Source organism: Hydrocarboniphaga sp. (assembly GCF_965279055.1).
Lineage (GTDB): Bacteria > Pseudomonadota > Gammaproteobacteria > Nevskiales > Nevskiaceae > Hydrocarboniphaga.
Genome location: NZ_OZ257125.1, coordinates 4,893,258 through 4,915,000 on the forward strand (window position 1 = coordinate 4,893,258; position 21,743 = coordinate 4,915,000).

Sequence of the window (21,743 nt, forward strand, 5' to 3'; positions counted from 1 at the left end):
ATAAAAACTCTAAACTCGAACAATAAGCACGACGATCAGCGGCTGCCGGCTCGAGGGACGTAGGCGACCTCGGTGCACCCGCTGCCGATCACCAGCGCGCGGCTGACGCTCATCATCGTCGGCAACAGCGTGACCTTGTGCTCCTGCGCGGCCAAAGACAACTGCGCGTAGCCGGGCAGCGCCGCAATGGCGGCCGGATCGCCGCCGTGGCTGATGACGACATGCGCCACCGACAGTCCGCGACGGATCTCGGCCGCGGCCAGCAGCAGCAGCTTTTCGACGGCACCGCGAGTGCCGGCCGCGCGGCCGGTGAGGACATAGCGCGGGCCTTCCCGATGCAGGATCGGTCGCTGTCCCATTGCGCGGGCCAGGTGATCGCGCCAGCGTCGCGGCGCGTCGAGCCGGGTGCGCTCGGGCGGCACCAGAAAGCTGGCGACTTCGTCGCGCATCGCTTCGATCGTGCTTGCAACATCGGCAGCGGCGTGACCGCCGGCGATCAGCAGGCAGGCCTGGGCGACGATCACGCCGAGCGCGGCCGACGTCGCGCGCGCGTCGATCACGCGCATGCCGAACGGCGTCGTGCCGACGCCTTCGCGTCTCAGCGCCGAGGCTTCATTCAGCGCCGCGAAAGCCGCGCGTGTCAGGTTGCGATGCACCGGACTGAGTGCGGCATCGGGTGCGATGCACAGCACATAGTCGTATCGAGGAATCAGACGATCGACGATGCGTTGCCAGGTTTGATCGAGCGTGGCTTGCAGCACTTCGCAGTCGGCGCCGTGCGCACTGAACGCATTGCGATAGAAGCGAGAGCTGACGATCGGATCACGTTCGTCGAGGACCACACGGTCTTCGACGCGCACCCTGCCGGGCAGCACTTCGACGCCGTGATGGCGCAAAAACGACTCGGGCAGATCGCAGCTTGCCTCCGTGAGCACAGCGACGCGCATGCCCGACTCCTGATGATGTTTATCCGGCTATCATGCCGGCGCCGCGAAGCCCGTAGAAGGAGAGCCGCCATGAAATGGCCGGGTTTCGCAGCGCTGGCGGATGGCTGGCGTAGTACCCACGACCTCAAGGAGAGAATCAAGATGATGAAAGCTACAAAGAAGCTGTTGCTGCTGGCCGCGCTCGCGGTGCCGACCACGGTGTTCGCCAACGAAGGTGCGCATGTCGACGGCTACTACATCCCGACGAGCAAGCTCGATGTCGATCTCGGCGGCGGCGTCAGCGGCGATGATGACGGCGATGGCTTCGGTGTGAAAGGCATCGTGCCGTTTGGCCGTGCGCAGAATTTCTTCCTCGAAGGCGAATACCAGTCCAGCTCGTACGACGACTTCGATGTCGATCTCGATCAGCTGCGCCTCGGCGGCGGCTGGCAGATTCCGCTGCAGACCGGCACGCTGGCGATCTACGGTGAATACGTCGACCTGCAGATCGACGATGTCGATGCCGATCTCAGCGGTTTCGGCGTGCATGCTCGCCTGGCCTTCCCGATCGCGCGCAACGTGCAGATCTACGGCCAGGGCGGCTACCTGTCGCTGGACGATCACGGCACTTACGACGGCTTCGAGTTTCTGGTCGGCGCTTCGCTCGACATCACGCCCAATATCGGCGCGTTCGTCGACTATCGTCACACCGATCTGAGCGGCGACGTCGATTACACGCTGGGCGATCTGCGCGTCGGCGTGCGCGTGCTGTTCGATACCAGCCGCATGTAGTCTCGCTTCATTCGAGTAATTCCTTGCGCGAAGTTTGTTACAAAAGCCCCGGAATTCCGGGGCTTTTTTGTTGGCATATACAGCATCAGTTCAGCGCTGCGAATCAATCATTCGCGTCGAGCGCCGGCCCTCAAACATCAAGCTCATTGCCGGCGTCGCATCCCTTATCTCAGGAGAGACTGATGCAAAGCGTAAAGACATTTCGCAAGACGCTGGTGCTCGCTGCGCTGGCAGCGGTTCCGATGACGGCAGCCCACGCGGCTTCGCAACTCGACGTGTATTACACCCCGTACACGCTGCTCAAGGGCGACTCCGATTCGGGCAGCGTCAAGTTCGACAATGGCGACGGCTACGGCGCCAAGGGCCGCTTCGGCCTGATCGACAACGTGTTCGCCAGCCTGGAATACGAGCGCAACACGTACGACAGTATCAGCATCAACGGTACCGGCATCTTCGTGCCGGACTCGAAGATCCGCGACAAGACCGAGGGATATCGCGGCGGCATCGGCTATATGGTTCCGACGACGCCGTTCTATGTCGAGGGCGAATACATCCGTCTCGACAACAAGCAGAAGATCACCTTCGACAACGGCGGCGCCGCCGAGAGCAACAACGACACCAACGAAGGCTGGGGCGCGCATCTGGGCGCTCAGGGCAAAGTGCTGAGCGACTACATCACGCTCAATGCCGAAATCGGCTACGTCGATGTCGGCGGTGGCGACGGTCTGGAAGTGCTCGGCGGCCTGGCGTTCAACGTGACCCAGAACCTGGGCGTGTTCGCGGACTATCGTCTGACCAGCCTGACCGGTGGCGGCGACAACAACCCGGCCACGCGTATCGAAGAAGCCCGCGTCGGCGCGCGTCTGACCTTCTGATGCTGGCGTGAAGCAACAAAAAAGCCCCGGTTCTCCGGGGCTTTTTTGTTATTGCGATGCTTACTCGTCGAGGAAGCTGCGCAGATAGTTGGCGCGGCTCGGATGGCGCAGCTTGCGCAGGGCCTTGGCCTCTATCTGGCGAATGCGCTCGCGCGTGACGTCGAACTGTTTGCCGACTTCCTCCAGCGTGTGGTCGGTGTTCATGTCGATGCCGAAGCGCATGCGCAGCACCTTGGCTTCGCGCGGCGTCAGGCTGGCGAGAATCTGGTGCGTGGCTTCGGCCAGGCTCGACGACGTCGCCGATTCCAGCGGAGAAACCGCCGCGGTGTCTTCGATGAAATCGCCGAGGTGGCTATCCTCGTCGTCGCCAATCGGCGTTTCCATCGAGATCGGTTCCTTGGCGATCTTCAACACCTTGCGGATCTTGTCCTCGGGCATTTCCATCTTCACCGCCAGCTCTTCGGGCGTGGGTTCGCGACCCATTTCCTGCAGCATCTGGCGGCTGATGCGGTTGAGCTTGTTGATCGTCTCGATCATGTGCACCGGAATACGGATGGTGCGCGCCTGGTCGGCGATGCTGCGCGTGATCGCCTGGCGGATCCACCAGGTGGCGTACGTCGAGAACTTGTAACCACGGCGATATTCGAACTTGTCGACCGCCTTCATCAGGCCGATGTTGCCTTCCTGGATCAGGTCGAGGAACTGCAGGCCGCGGTTGGTGTATTTCTTCGCGATGGAAATAACCAGACGAAGATTCGCCTCGACCATCTCCTTCTTGGCGCGGCGCGCCTTGGCTTCGCCGACGTTCATGCGCCGGTTGATGTCCTTGATCTCGTCGATCGCGATCAGGTAATCGCCTTCGATCTTGGTCAGGCCGGTCAGCAGTTCCACGATTTCGTCGCGGCGCGTGGCCAGCGTTGCCGAATACTTGCGCTTGGCGCGGATCGACTTGTCGAGCCACTCGACGTCGTCCGGCTTGGTGCCCTTGTACTTGGCCAGGAACTCGTCGCGCGCCATGCCGGCGTCGAGCACGCAGATGCGCATCACGCTGCGCTCGATCTCGCGAATCTGCTCGATCTTGCCGCGCAGGTTGCGATTGATCTCGTCGACGATTTTCGGCGACAGCTTCAGGGTCATGATCAGGTCGGCAACCGCTTCGCGCTTGCCGAGCGTCTTCTTGTCGTCCGAACCGGTCTTCTGCAACGCGGCCCAGGCCTTGTTGTAGAGGTTCTGCATCTCTTCGAACTTGAGACGCGCTTCTTCCGGATCCGGGCCGGTGTCGACGGCTTCTTCTTCCTCGTCGGTGGCGGCTTCGTCCTCGTCCTCGTCGTCTTCCTCGACCAGCTCGACCGGCGGCGGCGCCTCGACCACGGCCGGCGCGTTCGGGTCGAAGAAGCCGGTGATGACTTCGGCCAGGCGACGCTTGCCTTCGCCGACCGAGGCATAGGCCTCGAGCAGGATCTTCACGGTTTCCGGGTAGATCGCCATCGCGTAGAGGGCTTCGTTCAAGCCCTCTTCGATGCGCTTGGCAATGCGGATTTCGCCTTCGCGGTCGAGCAGCTCGACGCTGCCCATTTCGCGCATGTACATGCGCACCGGGTCGGTGGTGCGGCCGAACTGGTCGTCGCTGGCGGCGAGCGCGGCGGCGGCTTCCTCAGCGGCGTCTTCTTCTTCTTCGGCACTGGCTACGACGGCCGGCTCGGAGAACAGCTGGCTCTCCTCGTCCGGCGCCTCGTCGTGCACCTGGATGCCCATCGTCTGGATCATGCTGATGACGTCGTCGATCTGCTCGGAATCGACCACTTCCGGCAGGTGATCCGACACTTCAGCGTAGGTCAGAAAGCCCTTGTCTTTGCCCAGGGCGATCAGGACCTTGATCTGGGATTGCTTTTCGGCGCTATTGGTCATGCTTGACTCGGCTGCGGGGGCGATTTTCTGCCCCATTTTGGAAAGCGGAGAACTGCGCATTCTACCGAAGCTGGTCACGAATAGACCAGTATCGAGTCACGACGCCGGCCTGGATCAGACCGTACGGCGGCCCGAAAGTTGACGGGTCAGGCTCTCCAGCTCGGCCAGCTCCGGCCGCTCGAGCTCCCTCACCTGGGCCTCGGCGAGCAGGTGGCGGCGACGGCCGTCGAGCGCCTTTTGGGTCAGATGACGCATCGCATCGGCAAACTCCTGCTCGATGCCGGCGTCTTCCAGCGCGACTTCCTCGCGCATCAGTTTTTCCAGCGCGGTGGCCTTGGACGTGCCGCGCCAGTACTCCAGCAGCTGGCCGCCGTTGGCGCCGGGGTTTTCGTGAAAGAACTCCAGCGCGTCGACCAGCGCCGGGATGCCGGTGACGTCGGCGGTCAGCAGCAGCTCGGTATTGGCGACGCTGTCGGCCAGATCGGGACGCTCCATCAGCAGCTGCAAGGCGCGGCGCACTGGCCGCGTCGCGCCGGCGGCGATCGCGGCCGGGCCGCGGCCGGACTCGCGTTGCCGCCGCGGCGGCGCGTCGTCATCGCCGGGCGCCGAGGTATTGGTGCTGGCGGCGAAGTCTTCGCGCCGCAGCCGCGTCAGCCGCGCCAGCTCGTCGATCATCAGGGTCTGCAGCGGGCCCGGCCGCAGTTTTTCCAGATGCGGCCGCGCCAGCGCGGCGAGCTTGGCGCGGCCGTCCAGCGTCGCCAGGTTGGCCTGCTTGGACAGTTCGGCCAGCAGAAAGCCGCTCAGGGTCATCGCCTCGGTGATGCGCTCGCGGAAGGCGTCGGCGCCGATCTCCTGCACCAGCGTGTCGGGGTCGTGGCCATCCGGCAGAAACATGAACAGGCACTCGCGGTCGCCATGCACTTCCGGCAGCGCCTGCTCCAGCGCGCGCCAGGCGGCGCTGCGGCCGGCGCGGTCGCCGTCGAAGCAGAACACGACTTTGCGCGTACTTTTGTAGATCAGCGCCAGCTGCTCTCGCGTGGTCGCGGTGCCCAGCGTCGCCACCGCCAGCGGGATGCCGTGCTGCGCCAGCATCACCACGTCCATATAGCCTTCGACGACCAGCAGGTAGGGCAGCTCGGACTTCACCGACTGCTTGGCCTCGTACAGGCCGAACAGGTTCTTGCCCTTGTGGAACAGCGGCGTTTCCGGCGAGTTCAGATACTTCGCCGGATCGTTGCCGAGGGTGCGGCCGCCGAAGCCGATGACGCGGCCGCGGGTGTCGCGGATCGGGAACATCACGCGGTTGCGGAAGCGGTCGTAGGCGCCGCCGGAGTCCTTCGGGATCAGCAGGCCGGCTTCGATCGCGTGCAGCGGGTTGTCGAAGAAGCGCGTCAGCGAATCCCAGCTGTCCGGCGCAAAGCCGATGCCGAAAGTTTTGGCGATATCGCCGCTGACGCCGCGCTTTTTCAGGTATTCGATCGCCGCCGGATGTTTTTTCAGCTGCTCGCGGAAATGGCGCTCGGCCGCGGCCAGCGCATCGAGCGGGCCGTCGAGCACCAGGCGCTCGAAGCTGCCGCCGCCCTCGCGGGGCACTTCCAGGCCGGCGCGCTTGGCCAGTTCCTCGACCGCCTCGACAAAAGTCAGGCGGTCGTATTCCATCAAAAAGCCGACCGCATTGCCGTGCTTGCCGCTGCTGAAACAATGGAAGAACTGCTTGGTCGGCGAGACGAAGAACGACGCCGATTTCTCGTTGGAAAACGGCGACAGCGCCTTGTATTCACGGCCGGCGCGCTTGAGCTCCAGCCGCGAGCTGATCACCTCGACAATATCGGTTCGGGCGAGCAGGTCGTGAATGAAGCTTTGTGGGATCAGGCCGGCCACGTTGATATTCTAGGGGGCGTAAGGATCGCCCTGGATCTTGCCTTTGACGACGTCGCGCAGGTAGAACCCTGAGGCAGCATGCGTTGCGAAGTCGAAGCTCGTCCCGGGTGACAGCGGCCAGATCTTGTAATCATCGTAGCTGAGCGGCTTGCCGGCCTTGCACAGCACCGCCGGATGGTCGGCGTAGACCACGTAGGCCGGCCCGCCGAACACCAGGCCCTGCGAATTCCTGTCGATGACCACGGCGGCATCGGCGTCGATGCCGAGCCCATAGGCCTTCTTGGTCACGCCATCCTGGAGCTGGCGCGCGAGGAAGGCCATCAGCCGGCCCATGCGGTCCCGCTCGACGAAATGCGTGTCGGTGATCAGCTTCTTCAGCGGCGGCCAGTCGAAGTAGTCGTAGGTGAAATGGATGGCCGGCGCATAGGGGTTCTTCAGCGCCGCGGGCGAATCGACGCTGCCGGTGCAGCCGTCGTAGACGTAATCGCCCTGGATCGCCAGGCCTGCGCTGCCGCCACCGATGCCACCGCCGCGCGCGACCACGCCCAGCACCGCGTTGTAAACCAAGCTGCCTTTCCAGCCGACGTAGTTGCACTGGTCGCCACCGGCGAAATAGACGATCTCCGAGGCTTCGACGATCGCCGCGTTGGCGGCATCGTTGGCGCCGCTTTTCCTGACCATTACCAAGGTCTGGCAGGAGTTGACGTTGGCCAGTTGCACGATCAGGTCGCATTCGGGCGTCGGGTCGGTGGCGCTGCCGTACGACGCGGCGAGCACGACGACATCCAGGGGGCTGGCCGCGACCTGGTTGATATGGGTCTGGAACGCATCGGCCATCGGCTGGCCATTGCCCTGAAGGTAGTACGACGGGCCGGTCAGCGCGGGCGCGGCGTCGAGCAGGCTGCCGCTGCGCTGCGTGTCCAGGGCTGCGGCGGGCTGGGCCATTGCCAGCAACAGCAGCGACAGCACACCTGCAAATCGGTTCATGGAATTCCCCGGGCGATGGCCCGAGTCTAACGGTTTGTTCCGGCACCTTGCGGCGCCGGAACCGATCAGCCGAGCCTGGCCTTGATCAGCCCGGACAGCTTGCCCATGTCGGTTTTGCCGGCGACCTTGGGTTTGATCCAGGCCATCACCTTGCCCATGTCCTTGCCACCGGCGGCGCCGGTCTCGGCAACGGCCTGGTCGAGCAGGGCGGCGATTTCGGCCTCGCTCAGCTGCTGCGGCAGGTAGCCCATCAGCATCTGGATTTCTTCGGCTTCCTTGTCGGCGAGGTCTGGCCGGTTGCCGGCGCGGAACTGGTTCTCCGAATCACGCCGCTGCTTGACCATCTTTTCGACGGCCGAGGTCACCACGGCATCGGTGATAGGCGTGCTTTCGACGACTTCGCGTTGCTTGAGCTCGGCGGTGAGCATGCGCAGCACGGTTAGGCGATGTTTTTCGCCGGCGCGCATGGCCACTTTCACGTCGTCGAGGACGCGTTTCTGGAGATCCGACATTGGAAGATTGCGCGCCGGCAGTACCAACCGCGGCGCGCAGAGGCCTCTAGTACAGGCGCTGGCGACGGGTGACGTCGCGCGAGACTTTCTTCAGCTGGCGCTTCACGGCGGCGGCGCGCTTGCGCTTGCGCTCCTGGCTCGGCTTCTCGAAGAACTCGTGCTTGCGCACGTCGGTCAGCACACCGGCTTTTTCGCAGGTGCGCTTGAAGCGGCGCAGGGCAACTTCAAAGGGTTCGTTTTCGCGGACGCGGACAGTCGGCATAAGGTGAAGCTCTCTCTGATGCTCAGGGGCTAGGACCCCCGTAGGGGCGGCGATTTTATGCGCGGCGCTCCCGTAATGCAAAGGGCGCGGTCGGCCGGGGCTGCCGGGATGCCGCACAATAGGCGTCTTATGCCCGTTCTGGCCCTGGAAACCTCCTGCGACGAGACCGCCGCCGCCGTCTACGACGGCGAGCGCGGCCTGCTGTCCCATGCGCTGCATTCGCAGATCAAGCTGCACGCCCAGTACGGCGGCGTGGTGCCGGAGCTGGCTTCGCGCGACCACGTGCGCCGGGTCAACGAGCTGGTGCGCCAGGCACTCAATGATGCCGGATTGCAGCCGTCCGAGCTCAGCGGCGTGGCCTACACCGCCGGGCCGGGGCTGATTGGCGCGCTGATGGTCGGCGCCTCGGTTGCCGCCGGCATCGCGCTGGCCCAGGGCCTGCCGCTGATCGCCGTCCATCATATGGAGGGCCATCTGCTGGCGCCGATGCTGGAGCCGGAGCGGCCGGCTTTCCCGTTCCTGGCGCTGCTGGTGTCCGGCGGCCACACCCTGCTGGTCGCGGTCGAAGGGGTGGGTCAGTACAAGGTGCTCGGCGAAAGCCTGGACGACGCGGTCGGCGAGGCCTTCGACAAGACCGCGAAAATGATGGGCTTGCCTTATCCCGGCGGGCCGTACCTGGCCAAGCTCGCCGAAAGCGGAGTGCCCGGCCGCTACCGGTTTCCGCGGCCGATGACCGATCGTCCCGGACTGGATTTCAGCTTCAGCGGCCTGAAGACAGCGGTGCTGACCGCGTTGCCGGCCGACGCCGACGAACAGACCCGCGCCGACATCGCCCGCGGCTTCGAGGACGCGGTCACCGAAACGCTGGCGATCAAATGCGAGCGCGCACTGGAGCAGACCGGCTATCGCGCGCTGGTCGTCGCTGGCGGCGTCGGCGCCAACCAGCGCCTGCGCACGCGGCTGGCGATGCTGGCCGCCAAGCGCGGCGTCGGCCTGTTCTTTCCGAGGCCGGCCTTCTGCACCGACAATGCGGCGATGATCGCCTACGCCGGCTGGGCACGGCTGGCCGGCGCGCCGCTGGCCGACGGCAAACTGTTCACCACGCCGCGCTGGCCGCTGGAAGACCTGCGGCCGCCGGTTTCACCAAATTATCGAGCCTGATCAACATGGACAAAATTTTCATCCGCGGCCTCAAGGTCGACACCATCATCGGCGTCTACGACTGGGAGCGGACCCTGCAGCGGCCGCTGATTTTCGATCTGGAGATGGGTGCGGACTTCAACGCCGCCGCGGCCAGCGACCACGTGCGCGATGCGATCGACTACGCCGCGGTGATGGAGACGGTGCAGAAGATCAGCACCGACTACCAGCCGGCGCTGCTCGAGGCTCTGGCCGAAAAGCTGGCGCGCTCGCTGTTCAATGACTTCCCGATCCTCAGCCTGAAGCTGACGATCCACAAGCCGGGCGCGATTCCGGTGCAGGACGTCGGCGTCGAGATCGATCGCCGTCGCGAGGATTACGCGGCCTGCGGCGCGCGCTGAGTCTCAGGCGGCGAGCAGCACGCTGACGTAGTGCGCCAGGTCGTCGTACACCGCGACCTCGCCCAGCGCATGCGCTTTTTCGGTGCGGGCGCCCTTGCCGCTGCGCACCAGAATGGGCGTCGCGCCGGCGGCGCGCGCGGCCTCGATATCGCCGTAGCTGTCACCGACGAAGGGCACGCCGTCGAGCTGCACCTGTAGCCGCCGCGCAAGGTCGAGCAGCATGCCGGGAGCGGGTTTGCGCATTGGCGTCGCGTGGTCCGGGTGCTCGGGCGCAAAGGCGATGCCGTCGATGCGGCCGCCGAGCTCGGCACAGGCCCGCATCATCCGGTCGTGGATCGCGAACAACGCGTCGAAATCCATCATGCCGCGGCCGACCGCGGACTGGTTGCTGGCGACGAACACGCGCCAGCCCGCCTGCGTCAGCCGCGCGATCGCCTCGATGCTGCCCGGCACCGGCTGCCACTCGGCGACCGATTTGATGTAGTCGTCCGAGTCTTCGTTGATGACGCCGTCGCGGTCGAGGATCAGCAGTTTCATGGCGGCTCTTTCTTCACCTGTAGGAGCGGGCTTGCCCGCGACTGTGCCATCGAAGCCTCAATCGCGGGCAAGCCCGCTCCTACAGTTTTCAGCATCAACCGGGTAGAAGCGACAGATCGGCGACGTCGCGGCACAGCGCGTCGAGCTGCGCCAATAAAGCGAGACGATTGGCGCGAACCTGCGCGTCGTCGGCCATCACCATCACCGCTTCGAAGAACGCATCGACCGGCGGCTTCAGCGTCGAGAGTTGCGCCAGGATGCCGGCGTAGTCGCGCCGCAGACGCAGCGGCTCGACCGCGGCCGCAACGCGCTGCAATGCGGCGTGCAGCGCATTCTCTGCTGGCACTTCGAAGCGCGTGACATTCACCGGCGCGGCATTGTCGACGCCGGCCTGGCGAAGAATGTTGCGTGCGCGCTTGTCGGCGGCGGCGAGGCTCGTGGCTTCCGGCGACGGCAGGAACTTCAGCAGCGCCTGCAGGCGGCGCTCGAAATCCAGCGGCGTGGTCACGCCGGTCGCGCGCACCGCTTCGAATGCTTCCGCGGTCGCGCCGCGATCCAGGCAATAGCTGCGCAGACGCTCGACGCAAAACGCCCACAGCTCGTCGGCACTGGTGGCGTTCTTCAGCCCGGCCTTGTGCAGTGTGGCCTCGAGTTCGTCCAGCGCCAGCTGCAGCAAATCGTGCAGGTCCAGATTGAGCTGGCCTTCGATCAGGATGCGCAGCATGCCGGCCGCCGCGCGACGGATCGCATACGGGTCCTTGCTCGCGGTCGGCTTCTGGCCGATCGCGAAAATGCTGGCCATCGAATCGAGTTTGTCGGCCAGCGACACGATCTGGCCGATGCTGTCGGTCGGGATCGGCGTGCCTTGCTGTGTCGGCAGATAATGTTCGCGAATCGCCCGCGACACGGTTTCGTTTTCGCCGCTCTGCGCGGCGTAGTAGCCGCCCATGACGCCCTGCAGTTCCGGAAACTCGAACACCGCCTTGGTGACCAGATCGGCTTTCGACAGCTGCGCCGCGCGATCGACGTCGGCCACCGAAACTTCGAGGAAAGCGCCGATGCTTCTGGCAATGGCGCGCACGCGCGTGACCTTGTCGGCGATGCTGCCGAGGTCTTTCTGGAACATCGCCTGCGCGAGCTTTTCGCCGTGCGCCTGTAGCGGCTGTTTCAGATCCTGGTCCCAGAAAAACAGCGCGTCGGTCAGGCGCGGCCGCACCACGCGCTCGTTGCCGGACACCACCTGCGCGACATCTTTGGACTCGATGTTGGCAATCGTGATGAAGCACGGCAGCAGCTGCGTCAGCGCCTCGTCGGAGAACAGCGTGAAATAGCGCTGATTGGTTTCGACGGTGGCGACGATCACTTCCGGCGGCAGACGCATGAAGCGCTGCTCCATGTTGCCGGCAATCACCACCGGCCACTCGACCAGCGCGGTGACCTCGTCGAGCAAGTCCGGCGTGACGCGTGCGTGGCCGCCGAGCAGCGCGGCCTTCTGCCGGATCTGCTGCGCGATCGACGCGCGGCGCGAATCCAGATCGGCCCAGACCTTGGCCCGTTTCAGCGCGGCTTCGTAGTCGCCCGGCGTGGACAGCGCGATCGCCTCCGGTGCATGGAAGCGATGGCCGTAAGTGATGCGGCCGGAGTCCAGGCCGAAGCGCCGCAGCGGCACGATCGCCTCGCCCAGCAGGCAGACGATCCATTGCACCGGGCGCACGAAGGTTTCTTCACCGCTGCCCCAGCGCATGCGCTTGGGCACCAACTCGTCCATCTGCTTCAGCGTTTCTTCAAAAATCGCCGGTAGCAGGCTGGCCGTGGCTTCGCCCGGCGCGGTGCGCGAGAAGTACAGCTTGCCGTCCTTCTCGCCCAGGGCCTCGAACTCGACACCGCAGCTGCGCGCGAAGCCCAATGCGGCCGGCGTCGGCTTGCCGTCCTTGTAGGCGGCGGCGATCGCCGGGCCGAGCTTTTCGAGCTTCTGCTCGGGCTGGTTCTCGGCGACGTCGCTGATCAGCACCGCGATGCGGCGCGGCGTGGCGAAGCTGCGGACCGCACCGATGCCGACGCCGCGGCGCTGCAGGCCGCCCTCGACGCCGCGAACCAGCGCGGCAGCCAACGGCGCGACATAACGGGCGGGCAGGTCTTCGGTGCCGATTTCAAGCAGGAGGTCGCGCAACACGTCACTAAACCTTTGTAAGGAGCAGGCAAAAGGAGCGCGCGATTCTCCGTCATAGGCCGGTCCGCGCCAACTGCGGCAGCGGCGCTCCATGCTCAATGCCTATCGATTCGCCAACAAAGTTTAATTTTCCAAATGGAGCATTTGCGCATCAGAATGCTCGAACCGATGGCGAGGCCTTTGTTAGGTTCGGGCCCGCACTCAGCATAAAAAACGACAGACGACTCCATAGGTGACCCAGCCATGTCAGATCAAGCCAAGTGCCCGTTCAACCACACCGCCGGTGGCGGCACCCATAACCAGGACTGGTGGCCCAAGCGGCTACGCACCGACCTGCTGAACCAGCACTCGTCCAAGTCCGATCCGCTGGGCCAGGGCTTCCATTACGCCGAGGCGTTCAAGAAACTCGACTACGCCGCGCTGAAAAAAGACCTGCAGGCGCTGATGACGGACTCGCAGCCCTGGTGGCCGGCGGACTTCGGCCACTACGGCCCGCTGTTCGTGCGCATGGCCTGGCACAGCGCCGGCACTTACCGCGTGCAGGACGGGCGCGGCGGCGGTGGCCGCGGTCAGCAGCGCTTCGCGCCGCTGAACAGCTGGCCGGACAACGTCAGCCTGGACAAGGCGCGGCGCCTGTTGTGGCCGATCAAGCAGAAGTATGGCCAGGCGATCTCCTGGGCCGACCTGCTGATCCTGACCGGCAACGTCGCGCTGGAGTCGATGGGCTTCAAGACCTTCGGCTACGCCGGCGGCCGCGAGGACACCTGGGAGCCGGACCAGGACGTGTACTGGGGCACCGAAACCACCTGGCTGGGCGGCGATCAGCGCTACGCTCACGGCTCGGAAGGCGTGCGCAAGCCCGGCGACGAGGCGGTGCTGGTGGCCGACGACAAGGCCGACGGCGACATCCACAGCCGCCAGCTGGAGAACCCGCTGGCCGCGGTGCAGATGGGCCTGATCTACGTCAATCCGGAAGGCCCCGACGGTAACCCCGATCCGCTGAAAGCCGCCTACGACATCCGCGATACCTTCAGCCGCATGGCGATGGACGACGAGGAGACCGTCGCGCTGATCGCCGGCGGCCACAGCTTCGGCAAGACCCACGGCGCCGGCCCGGCCGACAACGTCGGCGCCGAGCCCGAAGGCGGCGAGTTGGAACAGCAGGGCCTGGGCTGGCACAACAAGTTCGGCAGCGGCGTGGGCGCCGACACCATCACCAGCGGCCTGGAAGTGACCTGGACCAAGACGCCGGCGCAATGGAGCCACGACTTCTTCGAGCACCTGTTCGGCTTTGAGTGGGAGCTGAGCAAGAGCCCTGCTGGCGCGCACCAGTGGGTGGCCAAGGGAGCCGATGCGAGCATTCCGCATGCCTATGACGCATCCAAGAAGCTCCTGCCGACGATGCTGACCACTGACTTGGCGCTGCGCGTCGATCCGGCCTACGAGAAGATCTCGCGCCGCTTCCTCGCCAACCCCGACCAGTTCGCCGACGCCTTCGCTCGCGCCTGGTTCAAGCTGACCCATCGCGACATGGGCCCGCGCGTGCGCTATCTCGGTCCGGAAGTACCGAGCGAGGAGCTGATCTGGCAGGACCCGATTCCGGCGGTGAATCACCCGCTGATCGCCGCGGCCGACATCGCCGCGCTGAAGCAGCAAATTGCCGCCAGCGGCCTGAGCGTGTCGCAGCTGGTGTCGACCGCCTGGGCCTCTGCCTCGACGTTCCGCGGCTCGGACAAGCGCGGTGGCGCCAATGGCGCGCGCATTCGCCTGGCGCCGCAGAAGGACTGGGAAGCCAACCAGCCGGCGCAGCTTGCGACCGTGCTGGCCAAACTCGAGGGCATCCGCAAGGCCTTCGGCAAGCCGGTGTCGCTGGCCGACCTGATCGTGCTTGCCGGCGCCGTCGGCATCGAGCAGGCCGCCAAGGCTGCCGGCCACGACCTCACGGTGCCGTTCACGCCGGGCCGCATGGACGCTTCGCAGGAGCAGACCGATGTCGAATCGGTGGCGATGCTCGAGCCCAAGGCCGACGGTTTCCGCAATTACCTGAAGCCGGGCCTCAACGTGCCGGCCGAGCAGATGCTGATCGACAAGGCGCAGCTGCTGACGCTGACCGCGCCGGAGATGACGGTGCTGATCGGCGGCCTGCGCGTGCTCGGCGCCAACGTCGACGGCGCCCGGCACGGCGTGTTCACCGACAAGCCCGGCACGCTGAGCAACGACTTCTTCGTCAACCTGCTCGACATGGGCACGGTGTGGAAGCCGACCTCGCGCAATACTTTCGAAGGCAGTGATCGCTTGAGCGGCAAGGCCAGGTGGACCGCGACGCGCGTCGATCTGGTGTTCGGCTCCAACGCCGTGCTGCGCGCGCTGGCCGAGGTCTATGCCAGCCGCGACGCCGGGCAGAAGTTCGTCGGCGACTTCGTCAAGGCCTGGGCCAAGGTGATGGAGCTGGATCGCTTCGATCTGAAGTAGTTGCTCGCGCTGATACGGCGCTGGTCGAAGGCCGCCGATCTTCAGGGTCGGCGGCTTTTTTGTGGGCGCGGCTCAGGCCGAAGGCGGCGAGAAATCCAGGCGCGCGTCGGCGAAGGCGGCCATCTGTTCGCAGCGCGCAGCGTGGGCAGCGAGCGCCGGGTAACGCGAGGCGTCGACGCGCAGCGCGCCGTGCACGAAAGTCCAGGCGGTGACGCCAGTCACATCGGCCTGCGTCAACCGCTCGCCGAGCAGGTACGGGCCGCGCTTGGCCGCGCAGGCGGCGTCGAGCAGGGCCAGCGCGCCGTGCATTTGCTCGGCGCAGCGATCCACCCAGGGCCGATGCTGTTTCTCAGCGGGGCGGAAAATGCCTTCGTAAACCTGCGTCACCGCTTTTTCCGCTGCGCCTGAACCCAGCGCCATCAGTTGCAGCGCATCGCGACGCGCGACGCCGCTGGGCGGCAGCAGCGCACGCTCCGGGCCGACCTGCTGATCCAGGTAATCGAGCAGCGTCGCCGAATCGCAAAGCGACACGCCGTCATCCAGCACCAGCGTCGGCACCCGGCCGAGTGGGTTGTATTCGCGAATCGCCGCCTGGTCCTTGCCGACCGACCAGTTGCGGTGCTCGAAAGGCAGACCCAGCAGCCGCATGCTGACCGCCACGCGGCGCACGAACGGCGAGTCGAACATGCCGATCAGGATCATCGGGCTGCTCCTCAGGCGGCCTTGAGCGGCGCGAAGCCTGCAATGCGCGCGCGGGCGTTGAAGTAGGCCTCGGCGACACCGCGCGCCAGGGTGCGCACGCGCAGGATGTAGGCCTGGCGCTCGGTCACGCTGATCGCGCCGCGTGCGTCGAGCAGGTTGAACGCATGGCTGGCCTGCACGACGCGCTCGTAGGCCGGCAGCGGCAGCGGCAGCGGCGTTTCCAGCGCCAGCAGCTTCACGCACTCGGCCTCGGCCTTGTTGAAGCGCTCGAACAAGGTCGGTACGTCGGCGTGCTCGAAGTTGTAGCTGCTCTGCTCGACTTCGTTCTGGTGATAGACGTCGCGATAGGTCACTTCGCGGCCGCTGACCGGGTCGCGCGACCAGACGATGTCGTAAAGGCTCTCGACGCCCTGGATGTACATCGCCAGGCGCTCCAGGCCATAGGTGATCTCGCCGGCGACCGGCCGGCACTCGATGCCGCCGACCTGCTGGAAGTAGGTGAACTGGGTGACTTCCATGCCGTTCAACCACACCTCCCAGCCCAGGCCCCAGGCGCCCAGCGTCGGCGATTCCCAGTTGTCCTCGACGAAGCGGATGTCGTGCACCAGCGGATCGAAGCCGAGCATCTTCAGCGAGTCCAGATACAGCTGCTGGATGTTCGCCGGGCTCGGCTTCATCAGCACCTGGAACTGGTAGTAGTGCTGCAGGCGGTTGGGGTTGTCGCCGTAGCGGCCGTCGGTGGGGCGGCGGCTGGGCTGGACGTAGGCGGTGCTCCAGGCCTCGGGGCCGAGCGCGCGCAGGAAGGTGGCCCAGTGGAACGTGCCGGCGCCCATTTCCATGTCCATCGGCTGGACGATGGTGCAGCCGTGGCCGGCCCAGAACGCCTGCAGCTTCAGAATGAGGTCTTGGAAGGTCATGGCGACGCGCGGACTTGAGGGGCCGCAAAGTATAGCGGCTGCATCACCGCTGCCCCGGCGGGCCAAACGACGTAGAGCAGGGCAGGCATGGAAGCGGCTATGATTTCCGACCGATGAGCACCGAACTGACCGAACTCTTCGACAGCAACCGTGCCTGGCAGCAGGAGCGGCTCGCCGACGATCCCCATTATTTCCGCAAGCTCGCCGCCCAGCATGCGCCGGCCTATCTGTGGATCGGCTGCGCCGACGCGCGCGTGCCGGCCAACGAAATCCTCGGCCTGCCGCCGGGCGAGATTTTTGTCCACAGAAACATCGCCAACCTGGTGGTGCACAGCGACTTCAATGCGCAGTCGGTAATCCAGTTCGCCGTCGACGTGCTCAAGGTCGAGCACATCATGGTAGTCGGACACTACGGCTGTGCCGGTGTGCAGGCGAGCCTGCGCGGCACGCGCATCGGCCTGGCCGACAACTGGCTCTATCATCTGCGCGACGTGCAAGACCGCTATGCCGACCGGCTCGCGTCGATCCCTTACGCGACCGCGCGCCACGATCGCATGTGCGAGCTCAATGTGCTCGAACAGGTGGTCAACGTCTGCCAGACCAACGTCGTCCAGTACGCCTGGGGCCGCCAGCAGACCCTGACGATCCACGGCTGGGTGTACGGCGTCGGCGACGGCCTGCTGCGTAATCTCGGCCTCACGATGTCCGGCAAGGACGGCTTGATCGCCGCGCATCAGGCCGCGGTCGAGGCGATCTTTGCCGAGCCCAGCGGCGGACCGCGTCCGGCCGACTGAAGATGTTCACCTGCTGCGCCGCTTCCATGTACCAAGCCGTAACTGGGGGTTTTCCCCTGGCATAGATCCTGCTGCGGTCTGCCCGCCGAACCGGGGCAGGGGGCTCCGCCGCGGCACCCCATGAATCCCTCGACAACTCTTAGGAGAAACCCATGTCTTCGGGTAAAGACGTAATCAAAACTATTACCGACAAAAGCGTGAAGTTTGTCGACTTCCGCTTCTGCGATACCAAAGGCAAAGAACAGCACGTCACCGTCCCGGCCAAGACCGTCGACGAGAGCGTTTTCGTCGAAGGCAAGATGTTCGACGGCTCGTCGATCGCCGGCTGGAAGGGCATCAACGAATCCGACATGATCCTGATGCCGGACGCGAGCACCGCGTTCATCGATCCGTTCTTCGAAGACAGCACGCTGGTCATCACCTGCGACGTCATCGAGCCGGCGACGATGCAGGGCTACTCGCGCGATCCGCGCTCCATCGCCAAGCGCGGTGAGGCCTACCTGAAGAGCACCGGCATCGCCGACACCGCGTTCTTCGGCCCGGAAAACGAATTCTTCATCTTCGACTCGATCCGCTACGACTCCGGCCTCAAGGGCTGTTTCGTCGAGATCGACGCCGAGAACGCGGCCTGGAACTCCGGCAAGGAATACGAATCCGGCAACACCGGCCATCGTCCGGCGGTCAAGGGCGGCTACTTCCCGGTTCCGCCGGTCGACGCGCTGCAGGACATCCGTTCGGCCATGTGCGAAACGCTGGAAGCGGTCGGCATGGAAGTGGAAGTGCATCACCACGAAGTGGCCACCGCGGGCCAGTGCGAAATCGGCGTCAAGTTCGGCACGCTGGTGCAGAAGGCCGATGAGGTGCTGAAGCTGAAGTACGTCGTGCAGAACGTGGCTCACTCGTTCGGCAAGACCGCGACCTTCATGCCCAAGCCCATCGTCGGTGACAACGGTTCCGGCATGCACGTGCACCAGTCGCTGAGCCTGGGCGGCAAGAACCTGTTCTCCGGCGACGGCTACGGCGGCCTGTCGGAAACCGCGCTGTACTACATCGGCGGTATCCTCAAGCACGCCAAGACGCTCAACGCGTTCACCAATCCGGGCACCAACAGCTACAAGCGCCTGGTGCCGGGCTTCGAAGCGCCGGTCATGCTCGCCTACTCGGCGCGCAACCGCAGCGCCTCGATCCGCATTCCGTATGTTGCGAACCCGAAGGGCCGCCGCATCGAAGTGCGCTTCCCCGACTCCAGCGCCAACCCCTATCTCGCGTTCACCGCGATGATGATGGCCGGTCTGGATGGCATCAAGAACAAGATCCACCCGGGCGATGCTTCGGACAAGGATCTCTACCATCTTCCGCCGGAGGAAGACGCGAAGATCCCGCGCGTCTGCCACTCGCTGGACATGGCGCTGGAAGCCCTCGACAAGAACCGCGACTTCCTAAAGGAAGGCGGCGTGTTCACCGACGACGTGATCGACTCGTACATCGAGCTGAAGATGCAGGAAGTCACGCGCTTCCGCATGACCACGCATCCGATCGAGTTCGAGATGTATTACTCGCTGTAAGGGAGTAGCTTCAAAAAAACCCCGCGAAAGCGGGGTTTTTTGTTGGCTCTATCTGTCATTACCGCCTTCGCGGGATGACAGTTTCGGAGTTTGACTAGCTGTTCTCTTCGAGGAACTGGATCTGCACCGGCTTGCCCAGCGGTTCGCCGGCGATCGCGGTGCGCACGTAACGGCCATCCGACTGCAATGACCAGCTCTGCGCGGTGTCGGCCAGATAGGCTTCGAGCTGATCCAGAATTCGCCCGCGCAGTTTCTTGTCCTTGATCGGGAATGCGATCTCGACGCGTTTGTACAGGTTGCGCTCCATCCAGTCGGCGCTCGACAGGAACAGCTCGGATTTGCCGTCGTTGTGAAAGTAAACCGCGCGGTGATGTTCCAGAAAACGCCCGACCACCGAGCGCACCGTGATGTTCTCCGACAGCCCCGGAACGCCGGGCCGCACCGAGCACATGGCGCGAACGATCAATTGAATCTTCACGCCGGCCTGCGAGGCTTCGTACAGCTTCTTGATCATCTCGGCTTCGACCAGCGAATTCATCTTGGCGATGATCCGCGCCGGCTTGCCGGCTTTCGCATGCGCGATCTCGCGATCGATGCGGTCCTGGGTTTCCTTGAACAGCGTGAACGGCGACTGCAGCAGGCTGTGCAGCTTGCTGACGCGGCCGAGACTCGTGAGCTGCAGGAACACCGCGTGCACGTCGCGGCACAAATCCTGATCCGACGTGAACAGGCCGTAGTCGGTGTACTGGCGCGCGGTGCGCGGGTGATAGTTGCCGGTGCCCAGATGCGCGTAGTAACGCAGCGCGCTGGTCGCGCCGCCGGTGGCGGCCGCGGATTCCTCGCGACGCACGATCAGGCACATCTTCGCGTGCGTCTTGTAGCCGACCACGCCGTAGACGATGTGCGCGCCGACTTCTTCGAGCTTCTGTGCAAGATCGAGATTGTCGGCCTCGTCGAAGCGCGCGCGCAGCTCGACGACGACGGTGACTTCCTTGCCGTTGCGCGCCGCTTCCATCAGCGCCTCGACTACCGGCGATTTCGCGCCGGTGCGATACAAGGTCTGCTTGATCGCCAACACTTTCGGATCGCGCGCGGCCTGGCGAAGAAACTCCAGCACCGGCGCGAACGAATCGTAGGGATGATGCAGCAGCTGATCGCGCTCGCGCACCGTGGTGAAGATGTCGGTGGTCAGCGCTTTCGGAATGCGCGGTACGAATGGCACGTACTTCAGATCCGCACGCTCCACCAGATCGGGGATCGCCATCAGTCGCATCAGGTTGACCGGGCCGTTCACCTGGTACACGTCGGCCGGCGTCAGCTGCATCTCCTGCATCAGGTAGTTCCACAGCGACTCGGGGCAGTTGTCGGCGACTTCAAGCCGCACGGTGTCGCCCCACTGGCGCTGGCTCAGTTCGTCTTCGAGCGCCTCCGCCAGATCCTTGGCTTCCTCCTCGTCGACGAACAGATCGGAATTGCGCGTGACGCGGAACTGGTAGCAACCGGTCGCGTCCATGCCGGGGAAGGCGTCGTCGACGTAAGCGTGAATCACCGACGACAGGAACACGAAGTCGTAAGGCCCGCTGCCCTTGATGTCGCGCGGCAGCTGGATCAGGCGCGGCAGTGCTCGCGGCGCCTGCACGACGGCAAAGCCGATGTTGCGACCGAACGCGTCCTTGCCGGACAAGGTGACGATGAAGTTCAGCGATTTGTTCAGAATCCGCGGGAACGGATGCGCCGGATCGAGCCCGATCGGCGACAGCACCGGCAACAGTTCGGTGCTGAAATACTGGCGCAGCCAGGCTTCCTGTTCCGGCGTCCACTCCGAGCGGCGCAGGAAGCGGATGCGCTCCTTTTCGAGCGCCGGCACCAGCACGTCGTTGAACGTGCGGTACTGCTCCTCGACCAGGGCATGCGCGCGGGTGCTGATCGCGGTCAGAGCCTCCTGCGGCGAGATGCCGTCGGGGCCGCGCTGCGCGGAGCCGGCTTCGGCGATCTGCATCAGGCCGGCGACACGGATCTCGAAGAACTCGTCGAGATTGGAGCTGGAGATGCAGAGGAATTTCAGGCGCTCGAGTAGCGGCTGCGATTCGTCCTTGGCCTGCTCGAGTACGCGCTGGTTGAATTCCAGCAGCGACAGCTCGCGGTTGATGAACAGGTCGGTGGCCTGAAATTCCAGTTTTGCGGGGGCGTCCATGGCGTGTCGATTCGGTCTTGAGTCTGCGCACGTTACGGTGCGGTGGGTTGCAACGATGTTACACCGCCGGCTTTCGGCGCCTGCCGGCTGTCACATGACCGCAATACACCGCAGGCACTCTGCGCCGGCTTTAAAGGCCTTATTAACCGGGAGATCAAGCATGTTGTTTCATTGGCGCACCGTCGCGGTCGCCGTCACGCTGCTCGCTACATCGGCTTGCGGCACAAAAGGTGACTGGATGGGAGCGGACGCCGAGAAGGCGTACGACAAGGAGCTCGAGGCCAAGCGTGCTGCCGCGGTGCTCAATAACGACGACTATTATCAGGTTCATCTGGACGGCCGCGTTTACGTGCTGTCCGACGCCAAGGACTTCACCAGCCTGATCAAGATCGGCGAGGTGCCCAAGACCGTCACCAAGATCGGCGGCGGCCCCAACGGCGAGCGTCTGATCTATGACGTGACCAGCGCCGAGTCCAAGGCCATGGAAACCAAGACCAACATCAAGGGCGCCGCGCAGGAAATGTACGAAGGCACCAAGGACGGTCTGGCCAAGGGCTTCTTCGGCGTAATGTTCAAAGACGGCAGCTACGTCGTCACCGACGAGTGGGCGGTCGCCAAGCAGTTCCGCAGCGGCGTACTGCCGAGCGGCGGTACACCGGGCACCGCGCCGGACGGCAAGCCGGTCAGCTATCTGGTGAAGAGCGATTT

19 protein-coding genes (1 of these 19 only partly in view) are annotated in these 21,743 nt (G+C 64.8%); 8 read left to right on the forward strand and 11 right to left on the reverse strand.

Annotation, left to right across the window (positions count from 1 at the left end; genetic code table 11):
- Positions 1-35 precede the first annotated feature (35 nt).
- Positions 36-947, reverse strand: a complete 912-nt coding sequence (locus ACQZF9_RS21900) for a DegV family protein (RefSeq protein ID WP_428311085.1) — start codon at positions 945-947, stop codon at positions 36-38.
- A 141-nt stretch (positions 948-1,088) separates the two neighbouring features.
- Between ACQZF9_RS21900 and ACQZF9_RS21905 the strand changes: the two genes are divergently transcribed.
- Entirely contained in the window at positions 1,089-1,718 is a 630-nt protein-coding gene (locus ACQZF9_RS21905; protein ID WP_428311086.1) for an outer membrane protein, read from the forward strand.
- A 182-nt stretch (positions 1,719-1,900) separates the two neighbouring features.
- Positions 1,901-2,593, forward strand: coding sequence for an outer membrane beta-barrel protein (locus ACQZF9_RS21910; protein WP_428311087.1), 693 nt, complete (start codon positions 1,901-1,903; stop codon positions 2,591-2,593).
- 60 nt (positions 2,594-2,653) lie between these two features.
- On the opposite strand, the gene rpoD is transcribed toward ACQZF9_RS21910, so the two are convergent.
- The 5 genes from rpoD to rpsU all read right to left on the reverse strand — a co-directional run bounded on the left by rpoD (position 2,654) and on the right by rpsU (position 8,143).
- Positions 2,654-4,501 (reverse strand): RNA polymerase sigma factor RpoD, encoded by a 1,848-nt coding sequence (gene rpoD, locus ACQZF9_RS21915; RefSeq protein ID WP_428311088.1) that lies wholly within the window; start codon positions 4,499-4,501, stop codon positions 2,654-2,656.
- 114 nt (positions 4,502-4,615) lie between these two features.
- On the reverse strand, positions 4,616-6,382 hold the full coding sequence (gene dnaG / locus ACQZF9_RS21920; RefSeq protein ID WP_428311089.1) for a DNA primase: 1,767 nt from the start codon (positions 6,380-6,382) through the stop codon (positions 4,616-4,618).
- A 9-nt stretch (positions 6,383-6,391) separates the two neighbouring features.
- Complete coding sequence (locus ACQZF9_RS21925; protein ID WP_428311090.1) at positions 6,392-7,369, reverse strand: cyanophycinase; 978 nt, start codon at positions 7,367-7,369, stop codon at positions 6,392-6,394.
- A gap of 65 nt (positions 7,370-7,434) precedes the next feature.
- Positions 7,435-7,881: a GatB/YqeY domain-containing protein gene (locus tag ACQZF9_RS21930; RefSeq protein WP_428311091.1), complete on the reverse strand. Its 447-nt coding sequence runs from the start codon at positions 7,879-7,881 to the stop codon at positions 7,435-7,437.
- Positions 7,882-7,927: 46 nt separating this feature from the next.
- Positions 7,928-8,143, reverse strand: a complete 216-nt coding sequence (gene rpsU / locus ACQZF9_RS21935) for a 30S ribosomal protein S21 (protein ID WP_007184921.1) — start codon at positions 8,141-8,143, stop codon at positions 7,928-7,930.
- 129 nt (positions 8,144-8,272) lie between these two features.
- Here rpsU and tsaD point away from each other — a divergent pair, with 129 nt between their 5' ends.
- Positions 8,273-9,304, forward strand: a complete 1,032-nt coding sequence (gene tsaD / locus ACQZF9_RS21940) for a tRNA (adenosine(37)-N6)-threonylcarbamoyltransferase complex transferase subunit TsaD (protein ID WP_428311092.1) — start codon at positions 8,273-8,275, stop codon at positions 9,302-9,304.
- A gap of 5 nt (positions 9,305-9,309) precedes the next feature.
- A complete protein-coding gene (gene folB / locus ACQZF9_RS21945) occupies positions 9,310-9,684 on the forward strand; it encodes a dihydroneopterin aldolase (protein WP_428311093.1) in 375 nt (124 codons plus the stop codon).
- 3 nt (positions 9,685-9,687) lie between these two features.
- On the opposite strand, the gene gmhB is transcribed toward folB, so the two are convergent.
- Both gmhB and glyS read right to left on the reverse strand, forming a co-directional pair.
- Complete coding sequence (gmhB, locus tag ACQZF9_RS21950; protein WP_428311094.1) at positions 9,688-10,221, reverse strand: D-glycero-beta-D-manno-heptose 1,7-bisphosphate 7-phosphatase; 534 nt, start codon at positions 10,219-10,221, stop codon at positions 9,688-9,690.
- A gap of 94 nt (positions 10,222-10,315) precedes the next feature.
- A complete protein-coding gene (gene glyS, locus ACQZF9_RS21955) occupies positions 10,316-12,394 on the reverse strand; it encodes a glycine--tRNA ligase subunit beta (RefSeq protein ID WP_428311095.1) in 2,079 nt (692 codons plus the stop codon).
- A 240-nt stretch (positions 12,395-12,634) separates the two neighbouring features.
- Here glyS and katG point away from each other — a divergent pair, with 240 nt between their 5' ends.
- Positions 12,635-14,863 (forward strand): catalase/peroxidase HPI, encoded by a 2,229-nt coding sequence (gene katG, locus ACQZF9_RS21960; RefSeq protein WP_428311096.1) that lies wholly within the window; start codon positions 12,635-12,637, stop codon positions 14,861-14,863.
- 72 nt (positions 14,864-14,935) lie between these two features.
- Here katG and ACQZF9_RS21965 read toward each other — a convergent pair whose 3' ends face one another.
- The gene (locus ACQZF9_RS21965; protein ID WP_428311097.1) at positions 14,936-15,565 is read right to left on the reverse strand and encodes a glutathione S-transferase family protein; all 630 of its coding nucleotides are present in this window, start codon (positions 15,563-15,565) and stop codon (positions 14,936-14,938) included.
- A gap of 11 nt (positions 15,566-15,576) precedes the next feature.
- The gene (glyQ, locus tag ACQZF9_RS21970) at positions 15,577-16,482 is read right to left on the reverse strand and encodes a glycine--tRNA ligase subunit alpha (RefSeq protein WP_428311098.1); all 906 of its coding nucleotides are present in this window, start codon (positions 16,480-16,482) and stop codon (positions 15,577-15,579) included.
- Positions 16,483-16,595: 113 nt separating this feature from the next.
- Between glyQ and ACQZF9_RS21975 the strand changes: the two genes are divergently transcribed.
- Both ACQZF9_RS21975 and glnA read left to right on the forward strand, forming a co-directional pair.
- On the forward strand, positions 16,596-17,276 hold the full coding sequence (locus ACQZF9_RS21975; protein WP_428311099.1) for a carbonic anhydrase: 681 nt from the start codon (positions 16,596-16,598) through the stop codon (positions 17,274-17,276).
- Between the two features lie 152 nt (positions 17,277-17,428).
- Positions 17,429-18,841 (forward strand): glutamate--ammonia ligase, encoded by a 1,413-nt coding sequence (gene glnA, locus ACQZF9_RS21980; protein ID WP_428311100.1) that lies wholly within the window; start codon positions 17,429-17,431, stop codon positions 18,839-18,841.
- Positions 18,842-18,935: 94 nt separating this feature from the next.
- Here the strand turns inward: glnA and ppk1 are convergent, their stop codons facing one another.
- A complete protein-coding gene (ppk1, locus tag ACQZF9_RS21985) occupies positions 18,936-21,035 on the reverse strand; it encodes a polyphosphate kinase 1 (RefSeq protein WP_428311101.1) in 2,100 nt (699 codons plus the stop codon).
- A gap of 160 nt (positions 21,036-21,195) precedes the next feature.
- Here ppk1 and ACQZF9_RS21990 point away from each other — a divergent pair, with 160 nt between their 5' ends.
- On the forward strand, positions 21,196-21,743 hold the 5' portion of the coding sequence (locus ACQZF9_RS21990) for a hypothetical protein (protein WP_428311102.1). 40 nt of this gene lie beyond the right edge of the window; only the first 548 of its 588 coding nucleotides appear in the window; the start codon lies at positions 21,196-21,198; its stop codon lies beyond the right edge, outside the window.

Bases quoted from the DNA above. Each gene is read 5' to 3' on its own strand.
- ACQZF9_RS21900 (WP_428311085.1), bottom strand. From the start codon at position 947: ATGCGCGTCGCTGTGCTCACGGAGGCAAGCTGCGATCTGCCCGAGTCG.
- ACQZF9_RS21905 (WP_428311086.1), top strand. From the start codon at position 1,089: ATGATGAAAGCTACAAAGAAGCTGTTGCTGCTGGCCGCGCTCGCGGTG.
- ACQZF9_RS21910 (WP_428311087.1), top strand. From the start codon at position 1,901: ATGCAAAGCGTAAAGACATTTCGCAAGACGCTGGTGCTCGCTGCGCTG.
- rpoD (WP_428311088.1), bottom strand. From the start codon at position 4,501: ATGACCAATAGCGCCGAAAAGCAATCCCAGATCAAGGTCCTGATCGCC.
- ACQZF9_RS21925 (WP_428311090.1), bottom strand. From the start codon at position 7,369: ATGAACCGATTTGCAGGTGTGCTGTCGCTGCTGTTGCTGGCAATGGCC.
- ACQZF9_RS21930 (WP_428311091.1), bottom strand. From the start codon at position 7,881: ATGTCGGATCTCCAGAAACGCGTCCTCGACGACGTGAAAGTGGCCATG.
- rpsU (WP_007184921.1), bottom strand. From the start codon at position 8,143: ATGCCGACTGTCCGCGTCCGCGAAAACGAACCCTTTGAAGTTGCCCTG.
- tsaD (WP_428311092.1), top strand. From the start codon at position 8,273: ATGCCCGTTCTGGCCCTGGAAACCTCCTGCGACGAGACCGCCGCCGCC.
- folB (WP_428311093.1), top strand. From the start codon at position 9,310: ATGGACAAAATTTTCATCCGCGGCCTCAAGGTCGACACCATCATCGGC.
- gmhB (WP_428311094.1), bottom strand. From the start codon at position 10,221: ATGAAACTGCTGATCCTCGACCGCGACGGCGTCATCAACGAAGACTCG.
- katG (WP_428311096.1), top strand. From the start codon at position 12,635: ATGTCAGATCAAGCCAAGTGCCCGTTCAACCACACCGCCGGTGGCGGC.
- ACQZF9_RS21965 (WP_428311097.1), bottom strand. From the start codon at position 15,565: ATGATCCTGATCGGCATGTTCGACTCGCCGTTCGTGCGCCGCGTGGCG.
- glyQ (WP_428311098.1), bottom strand. From the start codon at position 16,482: ATGACCTTCCAAGACCTCATTCTGAAGCTGCAGGCGTTCTGGGCCGGC.
- ACQZF9_RS21975 (WP_428311099.1), top strand. From the start codon at position 16,596: ATGAGCACCGAACTGACCGAACTCTTCGACAGCAACCGTGCCTGGCAG.
- glnA (WP_428311100.1), top strand. From the start codon at position 17,429: ATGTCTTCGGGTAAAGACGTAATCAAAACTATTACCGACAAAAGCGTG.
- ppk1 (WP_428311101.1), bottom strand. From the start codon at position 21,035: ATGGACGCCCCCGCAAAACTGGAATTTCAGGCCACCGACCTGTTCATC.